16 protein-coding genes are annotated in these 15,903 nt (G+C 65.8%); 12 read left to right on the top strand and 4 right to left on the bottom strand.

Translation table 11 applies throughout. The features are described 5' to 3' along the window. Positions 1-50 precede the first annotated feature (50 nt). The 3 genes from CYD53_RS09850 to CYD53_RS09840 are packed head-to-tail and all read left to right on the top strand — an operon-like array spanning position 51 to position 3,288. Positions 51-1,547 (top strand): CoA-acylating methylmalonate-semialdehyde dehydrogenase, encoded by a 1,497-nt coding sequence (locus tag CYD53_RS09850; RefSeq protein WP_103717879.1) that lies wholly within the window; start codon positions 51-53, stop codon positions 1,545-1,547. Positions 1,548-1,567: 20 nt separating this feature from the next. After that, on the top strand, positions 1,568-2,137 hold the full coding sequence (locus CYD53_RS09845; protein ID WP_146055870.1) for a hypothetical protein: 570 nt from the start codon (positions 1,568-1,570) through the stop codon (positions 2,135-2,137). Next, positions 2,101-3,288, top strand: a complete 1,188-nt coding sequence (locus tag CYD53_RS09840) for an isobutyryl-CoA dehydrogenase (RefSeq protein ID WP_103717877.1) — start codon at positions 2,101-2,103, stop codon at positions 3,286-3,288. Before CYD53_RS09845 ends, CYD53_RS09840 begins: the two co-directional genes overlap by 37 nt. Before the next feature lie 2 nt (positions 3,289-3,290). On the opposite strand, the gene CYD53_RS09835 is transcribed toward CYD53_RS09840, so the two are convergent. Together CYD53_RS09835 and CYD53_RS09830 are read right to left on the bottom strand one after the other, a co-directional pair. Next, positions 3,291-3,578: a HigA family addiction module antitoxin gene (locus tag CYD53_RS09835; RefSeq protein ID WP_425428276.1), complete on the bottom strand. Its 288-nt coding sequence runs from the start codon at positions 3,576-3,578 to the stop codon at positions 3,291-3,293. Between the two features lie 52 nt (positions 3,579-3,630). Beyond that, the gene (locus CYD53_RS09830) at positions 3,631-3,909 is read right to left on the bottom strand and encodes a type II toxin-antitoxin system RelE/ParE family toxin (RefSeq protein ID WP_103717875.1); all 279 of its coding nucleotides are present in this window, start codon (positions 3,907-3,909) and stop codon (positions 3,631-3,633) included. Between the two features lie 59 nt (positions 3,910-3,968). Between CYD53_RS09830 and mmsB the strand changes: the two genes are divergently transcribed. Both mmsB and nudC read left to right on the top strand, forming a co-directional pair. Further along, positions 3,969-4,856: a 3-hydroxyisobutyrate dehydrogenase gene (gene mmsB / locus CYD53_RS09825; RefSeq protein ID WP_103717874.1), complete on the top strand. Its 888-nt coding sequence runs from the start codon at positions 3,969-3,971 to the stop codon at positions 4,854-4,856. A gap of 64 nt (positions 4,857-4,920) precedes the next feature. Next, a complete protein-coding gene (gene nudC, locus CYD53_RS09820) occupies positions 4,921-5,886 on the top strand; it encodes an NAD(+) diphosphatase (protein ID WP_103717873.1) in 966 nt (321 codons plus the stop codon). Between the two features lie 57 nt (positions 5,887-5,943). On the opposite strand, the gene CYD53_RS09815 is transcribed toward nudC, so the two are convergent. Both CYD53_RS09815 and CYD53_RS09810 read right to left on the bottom strand, forming a co-directional pair. Continuing rightward, on the bottom strand, positions 5,944-6,798 hold the full coding sequence (locus tag CYD53_RS09815) for a prephenate dehydratase (protein ID WP_103717872.1): 855 nt from the start codon (positions 6,796-6,798) through the stop codon (positions 5,944-5,946). A 6-nt stretch (positions 6,799-6,804) separates the two neighbouring features. Continuing rightward, a complete protein-coding gene (locus CYD53_RS09810) occupies positions 6,805-7,548 on the bottom strand; it encodes a 3-deoxy-manno-octulosonate cytidylyltransferase (protein ID WP_103717871.1) in 744 nt (247 codons plus the stop codon). A 198-nt stretch (positions 7,549-7,746) separates the two neighbouring features. Between CYD53_RS09810 and CYD53_RS09805 the strand changes: the two genes are divergently transcribed. From CYD53_RS09805 to CYD53_RS09775, 7 genes are all read left to right on the top strand, one after another. Beyond that, the gene (locus tag CYD53_RS09805; protein WP_103717870.1) at positions 7,747-8,283 is read left to right on the top strand and encodes a c-type cytochrome; all 537 of its coding nucleotides are present in this window, start codon (positions 7,747-7,749) and stop codon (positions 8,281-8,283) included. A gap of 223 nt (positions 8,284-8,506) precedes the next feature. Further along, on the top strand, positions 8,507-10,366 hold the full coding sequence (locus CYD53_RS09800; protein ID WP_181011787.1) for an extracellular solute-binding protein: 1,860 nt from the start codon (positions 8,507-8,509) through the stop codon (positions 10,364-10,366). A 2-nt stretch (positions 10,367-10,368) separates the two neighbouring features. Next, positions 10,369-10,770 (top strand): DUF4260 domain-containing protein, encoded by a 402-nt coding sequence (locus tag CYD53_RS09795; protein ID WP_245928165.1) that lies wholly within the window; start codon positions 10,369-10,371, stop codon positions 10,768-10,770. Between the two features lie 6 nt (positions 10,771-10,776). Further along, entirely contained in the window at positions 10,777-11,874 is a 1,098-nt protein-coding gene (locus CYD53_RS09790; RefSeq protein WP_103717869.1) for a microcin C ABC transporter permease YejB, read from the top strand. Positions 11,875-11,878: 4 nt separating this feature from the next. Beyond that, positions 11,879-13,054: an ABC transporter permease gene (locus tag CYD53_RS09785; RefSeq protein ID WP_103717868.1), complete on the top strand. Its 1,176-nt coding sequence runs from the start codon at positions 11,879-11,881 to the stop codon at positions 13,052-13,054. Beyond that, entirely contained in the window at positions 13,051-14,682 is a 1,632-nt protein-coding gene (locus CYD53_RS09780) for an ABC transporter ATP-binding protein (RefSeq protein WP_245928164.1), read from the top strand. Before CYD53_RS09785 ends, CYD53_RS09780 begins: the two co-directional genes overlap by 4 nt. Positions 14,683-14,684: 2 nt before the next feature. Further along, positions 14,685-15,902, top strand: a complete 1,218-nt coding sequence (locus CYD53_RS09775; protein ID WP_103717866.1) for a phosphopentomutase — start codon at positions 14,685-14,687, stop codon at positions 15,900-15,902. The last annotated feature ends 1 nt before the right edge of the window (position 15,903 follow it).

Genomic DNA, 15,903 nt, shown 5'->3' with positions numbered 1-15,903 from the left:
GGTAGGGGTGACACCGGTCTCAGGACATCACCATTCGTAGGGAGGGCGCGATGCGTCAGGTTGGGCATTTCATCGGCGGCAAGCATGTCGCGGGCACTTCGGGCCGCACTGCCGACATCTATCAGCCCATGGACGGAAGCGTCATCGGCCAGGTCGCGCTGGCCTCGGCCGCCGAATTGCGCGCAGCCGTCGAGAACGCAGCCGCCGCCCAGCCGAAATGGGCTGCGGTCAACCCGCAGCGCCGCGCCCGCGTGCTGATGAAGTTTCTCGACCTGATCGCGCAGAACAATGACGAGCTCGCCGAATTGCTCGCCCGCGAGCACGGCAAGACCATTCCCGACGCCAAGGGCGACATCCAGCGCGGCGTCGAGGTGGTGGAGTTCTCGCTCGGCGTGCCCAACCTGATGAAGGGCGAGTTCACCGACGGCGCCGGCCCCGGCATCGACATCTATTCGCTGCGCCAGGCGCTCGGCGTCTGCGCCGGCATCACGCCATTCAACTTCCCGGCGATGATCCCGCTCTGGAAGCTCGGCCCCGCGATCGCCTGCGGCAACGCCTTCATCCTGAAGCCCTCCGAGCGCGACCCCGGCGTGCCGATGCGGCTCGCCGAACTCTTCATCGAGGCGGGCGGACCTCCCGGCATCCTCAACGTCGTCAATGGCGACAAGGTCGCGGTCGACGCGATTCTCGACGACCCCGACATCAAGGCGGTCGGCTTCGTCGGCTCGACCCCGATCGCGGAATACATCTATGCCCGCGGCTGCGCGGCCGGTAAGCGGGTGCAGTGCTTCGGCGGCGCCAAGAACCACATGGTCATCATGCCCGACGCCGACATGGACCAGGCCGTCGATGCGCTGATCGGCGCCGGCTACGGCTCGGCCGGCGAGCGCTGCATGGCGATCTCGGTCGCGGTTCCCGTCGGCAAGGCCACCGCGGACGAGTTGGTGAAGCGCCTCATTCCGCGCGTGGAAAGCCTCAAGATCGGCCCCTCGACCGACACCGCCGCCGATTACGGCCCGGTCGTCACCAAGGCGGCGATGGAAAAGATCAAGGCTTACGTCGATGTCGGCATCGAAGAGGGCGCCAGCCTCGTCGTCGACGGGCGCGCCTTCAAGATGCAGGGCTACGAGAACGGCTTCTATGTCGGCGGCTGCCTGTTCGACAACGTCACCAAGGACATGCGCATCTACAAGGAGGAGATCTTCGGGCCGGTCCTCTCCGTGCTGCGCGCAGAGACCTATGACGAGGCGCTGAAGCTGACCAACGACCACGAATACGGCAACGGCACCGCGATCTTCACCCGCGACGGCGATGCGGCGCGCGACTTCGCCTCCAAGGTCCAGGTCGGCATGGTCGGCATCAACGTGCCGATCCCGGTACCGCTGGCCTATTACACCTTCGGCGGCTGGAAGCGCTCCTCCTTCGGCGATCTCAACCAGCACGGCCCGGACTCGATCCGGTTCTACACCAAGACCAAGACCGTGACGGCGCGCTGGCCCAGCGGTATCAAGGACGGGGCGAGCTTCGTCATTCCGACGATGAGCTGAGCGGACGCGCGGAGGCGGCGATGACGCGATTGCCACAGGTTCAGACGATGATGCTCGTCTTCCTGTGCTGCGCGCCTGATGCCATGGCACAGCCGGACTTTGATGGTCCGGCGATCGTCGCCTCCGATGCGAGCCGCTGCACCCCGGACAGGATCGCCCAGGCACCGCTGAGCGAGCCCGAGACCAACGCCTGCCGCAAGCTCTGGCAGGACGCCGTCGAGATGTCGCGCCGGCGCGCAGTGCTCGCGCAAATGCGGGCACAGCGCGAACGGGCGGAGATGATCGAGACCGCCCGCCTGCTGGCAACGCGCAGCGCCGTGGCGAAACGGCCACCGGCCACGCTCGAAACCTTCCTCAGCGACGGCCTGCTCGCCTATGGCGATGTCGTCGTCATCGAGGGCGGCCCGCGGGTCTTCGTCGGCCGCCCCGGCGACAGCCCCGACATCAGGGATTTCGTCTCCCTGGCCTCGCCGCGCTCTCCACACAGGAGGCGCGCGGCGCAATATGAAGGCGCGCTTCCCGAAGGCAGGAGCCTGCAACTCGGCGAAGCGCCATGGAAACCGCCCAGCCGCCAGGAGCGCCAGCCTTGACGCCGTTCTCGCTCACTGAAGACCAGATCGCCATCCAGGAGATGGCGCTTGGCTTCGCCACCGACACGCTGGCCCCCAACGCCATGCGCTGGGACGAGGAGAAGCATTTCCCGGTCGCGGAAATGCGCGCCGCCGCCGCGCTCGGCATGGGCGGCATCTACATCAACGAGGATGTCGGCGGCTCCGGCCTCTCGCGGCTGGATGCTGCGCTGATCTTCGAGGCGCTCTCGACGGGCTGCCCGACGGTCGCGGCCTTCATCTCGATCCACAATATGTGCGCCTGGATGATCGACCGCTACGGCTCCGACGACCAGCGCAAGAGCTTCCTGCCAAAGCTGTGCACCATGGAGCATCTGGCGAGCTACTGCCTGACCGAGCCTGGCGCCGGTTCGGACGCGGCAGCCCTGAAGACCAGGGCGGTTCGCGATGGCGATACCTACGTCCTCGACGGGCAGAAGCAGTTCATCTCGGGCGCCGGCGTCTCCGACATCTATGTCGTGATGGTGCGTACCGGCGAAGCCGGCCCCTCGGGCATCTCGACCGTGATCGTCGAGAAGGGCACGCCGGGCCTCTCCTTCGGGGCCAACGAGAAGAAGATGGGCTGGAACGCGCAGCCGACTCGGGCCGTGATCTTCGAGAATTGCCGCATTCCCGTCGCCAATCGGATCGGGCCGGAAGGCATCGGCTTCAAGATCGCCATGGCCGGGCTCGATGGCGGGCGGCTCAATATCGGCGCCTGCTCGATCGGCGGGGCTCAGGGAGCGCTCGACAAGGCTCTGGCTTACGCGCAGGAGCGCAAGGCCTTCGGTTCGCGCATCGCCGATTTCCAGGCGCTGCAGTTCAAGCTTGCCGACATGGCGACCGAGCTGGAAGCGGCGCGGAGCTTCCTCTGGCGAGCGGCCGCCTCGCTCGACGCCAAGGCGCCCGATGCGACGAAACTCTGCGCCATGGCCAAGCGGGTCGCCACCGACACCGGCTTCGAGGTCGCCAACCAGGCGCTGCAGATCCATGGCGGCTATGGCTATCTCGCCGATTACGGCATCGAGAAGATCGTGCGCGACCTCAGGGTCCACCAGATCCTCGAAGGCACCAACGAGGTGATGCGGATGATCGTCGCGCGCGGGCTGGTTGGACGCGCGAAGGGGAATTGAGCCTATGCAGCTAACGGCCTCACGCGCTTCTCGATCATGCGGCCGGACGCCTGCCGCGCGACCCGCAAATCATAGTCGCTCTGCAGTGCCATCCACATCTCCGGCGACGTGCCAAAAAACTGCGCTAGCCGCAGCGCGGTGTCGGCCGTGATCGCCCGCTCGCCCTTGACGATGCCGGCGATGCGGCTGACCGGCGCGTCGATATCGCGCGCGAGCCGGTTCTGGCTGACACCGAGCGGCCTCATGAACTCTTCGAGCAGAACCTCGCCGGGCGGGATCGGCGCGAGCAAGATCTCCTCCTTCCCCGTCGAGAGCAGCGGGGGCGACAGGGTCGCCAAGGGTTCAGTGATAGTCGACGATTTCGACGTCATGCGCCTCGCCCTCCTTCCAGATGAAGCAGATTCGCCATTGATCGTTGACGCGGATCGAGTGCTGTCCTGCCCGATCGCCCCGCAACGCCTCCAGCCGGTTTGCCGGCGGCACGCGCAGGTCATCAAGCCTGGCAGCGACATGCAGCAGCAACAGCTTACGCCGGACCGCGCGCTCGATCGCGGCGAAACGCCGGACAGGCCTGTCGTGAAACAGGAGTCCGGCTTCCTTGTGAGCAAACGATCGGATCAAAGCCTCGGAAAAATATTCCGCACTGAGTATTCCGTCAAGAGGAATGAAAGGGTACGACCATGACCAGAATCGCCTTCATCGGCCTCGGCAATATGGGCGGCCCCATGGCCGGCAATCTCGTCAAGGCGGGGCAAATGGTCAGCGCCTTCGATCTGGCCCAGAGCTCCAAGGACGCCGCCGCCGCGCTCGGCGTCGGGATCGCCGGCTCGGCCAAGGAGGCGGTCGCTGAAGCCGACATCGTCGTCACCATGCTGCCGGCCGGCAAGCATGTGCTCTCCGTCTGGGCCGACATCCTGCCCTCGGTGAAGCCGGGCGCGCTGCTGATCGATTCCTCGACCATCGATGTCGAGAGCGCCCGCAGGGCGCATGCGCTGGCGGCCGAGCACGGCTGCCTCTCGCTCGACGCACCGGTCTCCGGCGGCGTCGGCGGGGCCAAGGGCGCGACGCTGACCTTCATGGTCGGCGGCGCGGACAACGCCTTCGCGCTGGGGGAACCCATTCTCAAGGCAATGGGCCGGCGCATCGTGCATTGCGGCGACGCCGGCAACGGACAGGCCGCCAAGATCTGCAACAACATGATCCTGGGCATCTCGATGATCGGCGTCTCCGAGGCCTTCGTGCTGGCCGAGAAGCTCGGGCTCTCGCATCAGGCGCTGTTCGACGTCGCCTCGACCTCCTCGGGCCAATGCTGGTCACTGACGACCTATTGTCCCGTGCCTGGCCCGGTGCCGACCTCGCCTGCCAACAACGAATACAAGCCCGGCTTCGCCTCGGCCCTGATGCTCAAGGACCTGAAACTCTCGCAGGAAGCCGCACAGGCAGCCGGCGCCTCGACGCCGCTCGGGGCCGCCGCCGCACAGCTCTACGGCATCCATAATGCCTGGGGCGAAGGCGGCGCCGATTTCTCCGCCATCATCCACCTTCTGCGAGGGCGCAACCTTTCGTGAAGCGCGCTTGCTTTTCGTGAAGCGTGCTTGCGCGGCCCCGTGACGAGCAGCTAGGACGGAAGCCATGAACGATGCTTCCAACCGCCGCGAACGCTCGGCCCAGACCGGCTTCGCCACCAGCCATCTCGATCGCCGGGCCGATCTGCGCGACAAGCCGGATGCGATCGCAGCACTGCGCCATCGCTCCGATACACGGCTGACCGTGCTCGCGGGCGAGATGCCGGTGCTGAAGCGGCTCGAGGGCGAGGCGCTATCGGTCTGGTTCAGCCATGGCGAGACCGAATTGCTCGGCGCCGGGCTGGAAGAGGCCTTTCTCGGGCTCGACCCTGACGGCGCGCCGCGCTTCGCACGGTTGATCGACAAGGCGCTGGCCGACCCCCTGCGCGAACGGCCTGAAGTGCTGCTGACCGATCTGCGCTCGGTCGCGCTGAAACGGCTCGTGCCCGCCCATGAACTCGGCCCGCTCGGCGAGGGCAAGGCGCTGCTCGACTGGCATGCGCGCCACCGCTTCTGCGCGCAATGCGGCGGCCCAAGCGAACTCGACTCGGCCGGCTGGAAGCGGCATTGCACGGCCTGCGGCGCGCAGCATTTCCCGCGCACCGACCCGGTCGTGATCATGCTCGCCACGCGCGGCGACAAATGCCTGCTGGCCCGGCAGGCCCGCTTCGCGCCCGGCATGTATTCCTGCATCGCCGGATTTATCGAGCCGGGCGAGACCTTCGAGGATGCGGTGCGCCGCGAGACCTGGGAGGAGGCGGGCCTGCGCACCGGCACGGTGCGCTACATCGCCTCGCAGCCCTGGCCATTTCCCGGTTCGCTGATGATCGGCTGCCTGGTCGAGGCCCTCAACGACGACATCGTGCTCGACGGCATGGAGCTGGAGGCCGGGCGCTGGTTCTCGCGGGCCGAGGCTCTGCAGATGCTGGAGGGCAATCACCCCGAAGGCTTCACCAGCCCCCAGCATCTGGCGATTGCCAACACGATCCTCAGGGCCTGGGCCGTGGAGGGGGAAGAGGTGAATGGCGAGTAGCGAGTGGCAAATGCGCCCTGCGCCCTATTCGCCACTCGCTATTCGCCGTTCGCCTTTTTACTCGCCCGCCTCCGTGAAACTCTCCCGGAAGGCGTGCGCCGGGTAGACGCCGAGGATCTTCATCTCCTTCGAGAAATACTCCAGCTCCTGCAACGCCCGCTTCAGATGCGGATCGTCCGGATGGCCCTCGACGTCGAGGTAGAACATCGTCGCGGAGAAATGCCCATCGACCATGTAGCTTTCGAGCTTGGTCATGTTGATGCCGTTCGTCGCGAAACCGCCGAGCGCCTTGTAGAGCGCGGCCGGGATGTTGCGGACGCGGAAGACCAGGGTCGTCACCGTCTTCGCCGGGCCCTGGCGGGCGAATTCCGGATATTTCGACAGGATCACGAAGCGTGTGGTGTTGTGCTTCTCGTCCTCGATATCCTCCATCAGGATCTCGAGGCCATAGACCTCGGCGGCGATGCGCGGCGAGATCGCGGCACGGGTCAGGTCGCCGGCCTCGGCGACCTGCCGGGCGGACCCCGCCGTATCGGCCGCGACCTCGGCCTTGAGGCCGAGCTTGCGGATCATCTTTCGGCACTGGCCGAGCGCGTGAATGTGGCTCTGCACCGTCTTCAACGTGGCCAGCGTCGCGCCTTTCAGCGCCATCAGATGGAAGCGGATCGGCAGGAAGTGCTCGCCAATGATGTGCAGCCCCGAACGCGGCAGCAGATGGTGGATGTCGGCGACGCGGCCGGCGATCGAATTATCGATCGGGATCATGCCGTAGCGCGCCGTGCCGTCGCTGACTGCCGCCAGCGCGTCCTCGAAGGTCGCACAAGGCAGCAATTCGCAATCGGGGAAGACCTGCAGGGCCGCCTGCGACGAGAAGGCGCCGGGTTCGCCCTGATAGGACACGATGAGAGGCATGAAACTCTAGGCTCCGGCGCGGGCTGACAGGATCGCGCGGGCGCGGTCCAGATCATGGGGGGTATCGACGCCGAGCGGCACGTCGTCAACGACGATGATGTCGATGCGCATGCCGTCCTCGATGGCGCGCAATTGCTCCAGCCGCTCGCGCCTCTCAAGCGGCGAGGGCGGCAGCGAGACGAAGCGGTCGAGCGCTTTGCGGCGATAGGTGTAGAGGCCGATGTGATGATAGAGCGGCCCTTCCCCGCCCGGCGCGGTGACGCGGGTAAAGTAGAGTGCGCGCATGCGCCCGGGCGCGATCTCGCTGCCGATCGCCTTGACGACGCTGGGCTCGGTCTTCTCGTCCTCGCGCGTGATGATCGCGGCGAGCGTCACGATATCCACAGCCGAATCCGAGAGCGGCCCGACCGAGGCTGCGATCACGCGCGGATCGATGGTGGGCAGGTCGCCCTGAACGTTCACGATGACATCGTGCCGCCCCTGGGGATCGAGGATGTCGGCCGCCTCCTTGATCCGGTCCGAGCCCGAGGGATGATCGGCGCGGGTGAGCACGGCGCGGCCACCGGCCTTCTCGATCACGTCGACGATGCGGGCCTCGTCGGTCGCGACGGCGACAGGGCCGATGCCGGCCTCCATGGCGCGGCGCCAGACATGCACGATCATCGCCTCGCCATGGATATCGGCCAGCGGCTTGCCCGGCAGACGCGTCGCGGTCATGCGGGCGGGAATCAGGATCAGCGGGTCGGACATCGGGGCAGGCTCGGCTGGGCCGCAGGGGGTACGGCGGGAAGCGTCAAAAGGTCTCAAAGCGGAGGGTGCTTATACGAGTTGCATTGCAGCGCGCAAAGCGGTTAAGCAACGCTCGGGTGTCGGCGCTTCCAGGCCCCGGCCAAAGTGCTGTCTTGCTTCCCGCGCTACCTGCGTCGGTGGGCCGAGGGTTCGGATACGATGGATATCGAAACCAACAAGATCGCCGGAGCGGTTCTCTCCACTTTGCTCGTGGTGATGGGACTCAGCATGATCTCCGGGATCGTCTTTACGCCTCACAAGCCGGCGGTGCCCGGTTTCGACCTGCCGAGCGAGGAACCCGCCGCGGCGGGTGGGGCGGCTGCACCCGCAGCCGACGAGCCGATCACGGTGCGTCTCGCCAAGGCCGATCCGGCCAAGGGCGAGAAGGCCGTCGGCGCCTGCAAGGCCTGCCACAGCTTCGACAAGGGCGGCCCCAACAAGGTCGGCCCGCATCTCTACGACGTCTATGCCCGCCCCAAGGGTTCTGTCGAAGGCTTCGGCTACTCGGCCGCGATGAAGGGCCGGGCCGGTGAGAAATGGGAGGCCGAGCAGCTCGACGGCTTCCTGAAGAACCCCAAGGCCTATATGCCCGGCACGATCATGGCCTTCGCCGGCCTGAGCAAGCCCGATACGCGCGCCGACGTGATCGCCTATCTCGACACGCTGTCGGATTCGCCCAAGGCGCTGCCGAAGTAATCCTGCGTAAACCAGACGCATCGGGGACGATATCGAGCCGGGCCGTCGCGCCCGGCTTTTGCTTGTCGTCACCAAGTCATTGTCGTCACCAAGTTCTCATCGTCACCAAGTTCTTGCCGACGCCACGCTCTTGCCGTCACCATGACGGCAAATCCGGCAATTGCTGGCGTCCGCGCCCATGCACGACATAATGCACCGGCGAATCGAAGGGAGATCCGAGACTATGGCGATGCGCATCACCCGCCGCAGGCTGATCGAGGCCGGAGGCGCCCTGGCGGCAAGCGCGAGCCTGCCTGCGCTTGCCCTCGCGCAGGAGCCGGAAATCCATGGCCTCTCGACCTTCGGTGAGTTGGCGCTGCCCGCCGATTTTCCCTATTTCGCCTATGTGAATCCCAAGGCGCCCAAGGGCGGCACGCTGACGATGCAGATCAAGCGCGCCGGCGGCAACCAGGGCTTCGACACCTTCAATACGCTCAACACCTTCGTGCTCCAGGGCGACGGCGCGGCGGGCATGGACGCCTGCTTCGACAGCCTGATGGCGGGCTCGGGCGACGAGCCGGGCTCGCTCTACGGCCTCCTGGCCAAAAGCGTGGCGATCTCGCAGGACAAGCTGACCTATCGGTTCCGGCTTCGGCCGGAGGCAAGGTTCCATGACGGCACGCGGGTGACCGCCTCCGACGTCGCCTTCAGCATGAATCTGCTCAAGAGCAAGGGACACCCCTCCTTCCGCCTGACCTTGAACGAACTGGTCTCGTCGAAAGCCGAGGGCGACGACATCGTCGTCGTTCAGCTCTCCCCCAAGCGCAGCCGCGACCTGCATCTCATCGTCGCCGGCCTGCCGGTGTTCTCCGAAAAATACTGGTCGACTCGCAATTTCGAGGCATCGACGCTGGAGCCGCCGCTCGGCTCGGGCGCCTATAAGGTCGGCCGCTTCGAGCAGGGGCGCTTCATCGAGTTCGAGCGCGTGCCGGATTACTGGGGCAAGGATCTGCCCGTGAATATCGGCACCAATAACTTCGATCGGGTGCGCTGGGAGTATTTCCGCGACCGGCAGGTCGCGTTCGAGGCCTTCAAGAGCGGTATCATCACCTTCCAGGAGGAGTTCACCTCGCGCATCTGGGCGACAGGCTACGATTTCCCCTCGATCAAGGAAGGCAAGGTCAAGAAGGAATCCCTGCCCAAGACGGAGCCGATCGGCTCGCAGGGCTGGATCTTCAATCTGCGCCGCGACAAGTTTTCCGACCCGCGTATCCGCGAGGCGCTGGGGCTGTGCTTCGATTTCGAATGGACCAACAAGAACATCATGTTCTCGTCCTTCAGCCGGATGACCTCCTATTTCGAGAATTCCGACTGCAAGGCCGTCGGCAAGCCTTCGGCCGAGGAACTCAAGCTGCTTGAGCCGTTCCGCGGCCAGGTGCCCGACGAGGTCTTCGACGAGCCCTTCCTGCCGCCGGTCTCGGACGGCTCGGGTAGCGACCGCAATCTGCTGCGCCGGGCCGACGAGATGCTGCGCGCCGCCGGCTGCAAGCGCGAGGGCAATGTCCTGAAGCTGCCCAATGGCCAGCCCTTCGAGATCGAATTCCTCGATTCGCAACCGGCGCTGCAGCCGCACACGCAACCCTTCCAGGCCAACCTCAAGCGCCTCGGCATCAATGCGACCTCGCGCATCGTCGATGCCGCGCAATATCAGCGCCGCCTCGACGAGTTCGATTTCGACATCATCAGCCGCGCGCTCACAGGCAGTTCGATCCCGAGCGACAGCATGCGCATCGTCTATGGCTCCGAGGCCGCCAAGACGCGGGGCTCGCGCAATGCCGCCGGCATTGCCCACCCCGCCATCGACGCGATGATCGAGAAGATCGGGCAGGCCCACAGCTATGCCGAGGTCGTCATCGCCGCCAAATGCCTGGACCGGCTGCTGCGGGCCGGGCGCTACTGGATTCCGATGTGGTGGAACGCCCATGAGTGGCTGGCCTATTGGGACATGTTCGACAGGCCGCAGACCAAGCCGAAATACTCCTCCGGCGCGCCGGGGATCTGGTGGTACGACGCCGAAAAAGCCAAACGCATCGGGAAAGCCTGAACATGGCGATGCTCATGCAGGGCCATGTCACGGGAGCTCCGAATCTGCTCCTGCGTCTCGAAGGCGCCCTGCTCGGCGGGCTCAGCGTCTGGCTTTTTGCCCGCACGGGCGTTTCGTGGTGGGTCTTCGCAGGGCTTATCCTGGCGCCTGATCTCGCCATGCTCGGCTATCTCTCCGGCCCCCGGCTGGGTTCCGCCATCTACAACGCCGCCCATTGCCTGATCGGCCCGGTCCTGCTGGGCGTTGCCGCCACGGCTTCGGGATCCACCATGATGCTGGCCCTGGCCTTGATCTGGGCCGCTCATGTCGAGTTCGACCGGGCGCTGGGCTATGGACTGAAATATGCTACGCGCTTCGCTGACACTCATCTCGGCGTTATTGGCCCAGCCAGAAGGACCGAGTGAACCAGCATGCTGAGCTATATCGCGAGACGTATCGCCTTGATGGTGCCGACGCTGTTCGGCATCCTGCTGATCTCCTTCATCATCGTGCAGTTCGCGCCCGGCGGGCCGGTCGAGCGCGTGATCGCGCAATTGCAGAATCCGGCGGCCGGAAGCGCGTCGGATCGCGTCGGCGGCGGCCAGGGCGGCGATGCCGGCGCGCAATTGGGCGGTGATTCGAATTCCGCCTATCGCGGCGCGCAGGGGCTCGATCCCGCCTTCATCAAGGAGCTCGAAAAGCAGTTCGGCTTCGACAAGCCGGCGCATGAGCGCTTCCTGAAAATGCTGGGCGACTACATCCGCTTCGATTTCGGGCGCAGCTATTTCCGCGATGCGCCCGTGCTGCAATTGATCAAGGAGAAGCTGCCGGTCTCGATTTCGCTCGGCCTGTGGATGACGTTCCTGTCCTATGCGATCTCGATCCCGCTCGGCATCCGCAAGGCGGTGAAGGACGGCTCGCGCTTCGACACCTGGACCAGCGCAATCGTGATCGTGGGTTACGCGATCCCCGGATTCCTTTTTGCGATCCTGCTGATCGTGCTCTTCGCCGGCGGCTCGTTCTGGCAGATCTTTCCGCTGCGCGGGCTCCATTCGGAGAACTGGGCGCAGCTCAGCCTGTTCGGCAAGACCATCGATTATCTCTGGCACATCGCCTTGCCCGTCACCGCGATGGCGCTGGGCGCCTTCGCCACCTCCACCCTTCTGACCAAGAACTCCTTCCTCGACGAGATCAGGAAGCAATACGTCCTGACCGCCCGGATGAAGGGGCTCTCCGAGCGCGGCGTGCTCTATGGCCACGTCTTCCGCAACGCCATGCTGATCGTGATCGCCGGCTTCCCCGGCGCCTTCGTGCACGCACTCTTCGCCGGCTCATTGCTGATCGAGACGATCTTCTCGCTCGACGGCTTGGGGCTGTTGTCCTTCGAGGCGATCGTCAACCGCGACTACCCGGTCGTCTTCGCCAATCTCTACATCTTCTCGCTGATCGGCCTCGTCGTGCACCTCATCACCGACCTGACCTATACCTGGGTCGATCCCCGCATCGATTTCGAGACGCGGGAGGCCTGAGGCAATGAGCGACACGCTGATCGACGCGCCGCCGCCAGCCTTGCGCAGCCATGCGCCGCTGGCCCCGCCGGAGGCAAACCAGGGCTGGCTCAAGCTCTCGCCGATCAACCGGCGCCGGCTTAACAACTTCAAGGCCAACAGGCGCGGCTGGTGGTCGCTCTGGATCTTCCTGACGCTGTTCGTACTCTCGCTCTTCGCCGAGTTCATCGCCAACGACCGGCCCTTGATCGTACGCTACAAGGGCGAATGGCTGTTCCCGGTCGCGGTGAACTACCCTGAGGAGAAGTTCGGCGGCTTCCTGGCCACGACCGACTATCGCGACCCGGTGATCGCCAAGGAGATCGCGGCCAATGGCTACGCTGTCTGGCCCCTGATCCGCTACAGCTACCAGACGCATAATCTCGATCTGCCGGTCCCTGCACCGGCCCCGCCGACCTGGCTGCTCAAGGACGAGCAATGCCGCGTCATCGCCGAGCGCAGCGGCGGCACGGGCTGCCGCGACCTCGAATGGAACTGGCTCGGCACCGACGACCAGGGCCGCGACGTCATCGCGCGATTGATCTACGGCTTCCGCATCTCGATCCTGTTCGGATTGATCCTGTCCTCGATTTCGTCCGTGATCGGTATCGCGGCAGGCGCCATCCAGGGTTATTTCGGCGGCTGGACCGACCTGATCTTCCAGCGCGTCATCGAGATCTGGACCTCGATCCCGGCGCTCTACCTGCTGATCATCGTGGCGGCGATCATCACGCCGAGCTTCTTCGTTCTGCTCGGCATCCTCCTGCTGTTCTCATGGGTCGCGCTCGTCGGCGTGGTGCGGGCCGAGTTCCTGCGGGCGCGCAATTTCGAATATGTCCGCGCCGCGCGTGCGCTCGGCCTCTCCAACCGCGCCATCATGGTCAAGCACCTCTTGCCCAATGCAATGGTCGCGACGCTGACCTTCCTGCCCTTCATCCTGAACGGCTCGATCACCACCTTGACCTCGCTCGACTTCCTCGGCTTCGGTCTGCCGCCCGGCTCGCCCTCACTCGGCGAATTGCTGGCGCAGGGGAAATCGAACCTGCAGGCGCCATGGCTGGGCCTCTCGGGCTTCGTCGTGATCGCGCTGATGTTGTCGCTGCTGATCTTCATCGGCGAGGCCGTACGCGATGCGTTCGACCCGAGAAAGACGTTCGCGTGACCCCCGCCCCCCTCCTCTCCGTCCACGATCTCTCCGTCGCCTTCCGCCAGGGCGGGCGCGAGACGCTGGCCGTCGACCGCGTCTCCTTCCAGATCGCCAAGGGCGAGACGCTCGCCATCGTCGGCGAGTCGGGTTCGGGCAAATCGGTCTCGGCGCTCTCGATCCTGAAGCTCTTGAACTACCCCTCCGCGCATCACCCTTCCGGCAAGGTGATGTTCAACGGCCAGGATCTGATCGCGGCCGATGAGGATGCCATGCGCAAGGTGCGCGGGAACGACATCACCATGGTGTTCCAGGAGCCGATGACCTCGCTCAATCCGCTGCACACGATCCAGCGGCAGATCGGCGAGATCCTCGAGCTGCACAAAGGCCTGCGCGGTGACAAGGCGCGCGCCCGCACGCTCGAACTCCTGGCGCTGGTCGGCATCCGCGATGCGGAAAGTCGCCTGGAGGCCTATCCGCACCAGCTTTCGGGCGGGCAGCGCCAGCGCGTGATGATCGCGATGGCGCTCGCCAACGAACCCGAACTGCTGATCGCCGACGAGCCCACGACCGCACTCGACGTCACGGTTCAGGCCCAGATCCTCAAGTTGTTGAAGGAGCTTCAGGGCCGGCTCGGCATGGCGATGCTGTTCATCACTCATGATCTCGGCATCGTCCGGCGCATCGCCGACCGGGTCTGCGTCATGCTCAAGGGCCAGATCGTCGAGCAGGGACCGGTCGACGAGATCTTCGGCAATCCCCGGCACGACTACACCAAGCGGCTGCTCGCAGCCGAGCCGAAGGGCCGCCCGGCGCCCGTCGCGGAGGGCGCCGCCACGCTGCTCGAGGCCGGACCGATGAAGATCTGGTTCCCGATCAAATCCGGTTTCCTGCGCCGCACCACCGGGCATGTGAAGGCGGTCGACGGCATCGCGATCAAGGTGCGCGAGGGCGAGACGCTCGGCGTCGTCGGCGAATCCGGCTCCGGCAAGACGACGCTCGGCCTCGCCATCCTGCGCCTGATCTCGTCGGAGGGGCCGATCGTCTTCCTCGGCAGCCGCATCGACGGGCTCACCAGCGCCGCCGTCCGGCCCGAACGCCGGGATCTCCAGGTCGTCTTCCAGGATCCCTACGGGTCGCTCTCGCCGCGCATGTCGGTGGCCGAGATCGTGGCCGAAGGCTTGACCGTGCAGCAAACCGGGCTGAGTTATGCCCAGCGGCGCGAGATCGTCGCCCGGGCCCTCGATGATGTCGGGCTCGATCCGAGCGCGATGGACCGCTACCCGCATGAATTCTCCGGCGGCCAGCGCCAGCGCATCGCGATCGCGCGCGCCATGGCGCTCGACCCGAAATTCGTCGTGCTGGACGAGCCGACCTCGGCGCTCGACATGTCGGTTCAGGCGCAGATCGTCGAATTGCTGCGCGATCTCCAGGCCAGGCGCAAACTCGGTTATCTTTTCATCAGCCACGATCTCAAGGTCGTGCGGGCGCTCTCGCACCGGGTGATGGTGATGCAGAACGGCAAGGTCGTCGAGGAGGGGCCGGCCGAAGAGATCTTCGCCCGGCCTCGCGAGGCCTATACCCAGGCCCTGCTCGCAGCGGCGCTCAACCTCGAACCCGTCGGCGTCGCCGCCGTGAAGGACTGAGCATGGCTCGCGCCATCCTGATCGTGCTCGATTCCGTCGGCTGCGGCGGAGCGCGGGACGCACATCTCTACGGCGACGAGGGTGCCGACACGCTGGGGCATATCGCACAAGCCTGCGCGGATGGCAGGGGTGATCGCGCGGGCCTGCGCAAGGGGCCGCTCAAATTGCCCAATCTGGTACGCCTTGGCCTTGCCCATGCCTGCGAAGCCTCCACCGGCAGACCGCTCGCCGGCATCGTCAAGCCCATCGCTCCCGAAGGCCAGTATGGCTACGGCGTCGAGATCAGCCAGGGCAAGGACACGCCGTCCGGCCACTGGGAGATCGCCGGCTGCCCCGTGCCCTTCCAATGGGGTTATTTCACCGCGCTGGAGAATTCCTTCCCGCCCGATCTGGTCGCAGCAATCGTCAAGCAAGGCGCCCTGCCCGGCATCCTCGGCAACAAGCATGCGTCGGGCACCGCAATCATCGACGAGCTCGGCGAGGAGCACATCCGGTCGGGCAAGCCGATCTGCTACACTTCGGTCGATTCCGTGCTCCAGATCGCAGCTCACGAGGAGCTGTTCGGACTGGAGCGGCTCTACGAGCTCTGCCGCAAGACGCGCCTTCTCGTCGACCCGCTGAAGATCGGCCGCGTGATCGCAAGGCCCTTCCTGGGGACGGCCGAGGATGGCTTCAAGCGCACCGGGAACCGCAAGGATTTCGCCATCCCGCCACCTGACGAGACCCTGCTCGACCGGCTGGCGGCGCAGGCGCGCACGGTCATCACCGTCGGCAAGATCGGCGATATCTTCGCCCATCGCGCGACCGGCGAAGAGATCAAGCCCTTCGGCAATGCCGCGATGTTCGAGGCCGCGCTGAAGGCGCTGGAGCGCCTGCCCGATGGCGGGTTCTGCTTCGTCAACCTCGTCGACTTCGACAGCGAATACGGCCATCGCCGCGACGTGCCGGGCTATGCCGCCGCACTGGAAGCCTTCGACGCGGCACTGCCGCTTCTGGAGGCTAGGCTGAGGCCGGGCGATATCGCGATGATCACCGCCGATCATGGCAACGATCCGACTTGGCCGGGCACTGACCATACGCGCGAGCACACGCCGATTCTCGCCTTCGGCCCTGGCGTAGCTCCGGGTTCGATCGGCCGGCGCGAGAGTTTCGCCGACATCGCGGCGACGCTGGGAACCTGGCTCGAGATCGGCGCGGTGGGGCCGGGCCGCCCCTGGTAGC

Origin of the sequence: Allobosea psychrotolerans, from assembly GCF_002917105.1 — a bacterium.
GTDB lineage: Bacteria > Pseudomonadota > Alphaproteobacteria > Rhizobiales > Beijerinckiaceae > Allobosea > Allobosea psychrotolerans.
This window is presented reverse-complemented; position numbering and strand designations above follow the sequence as displayed.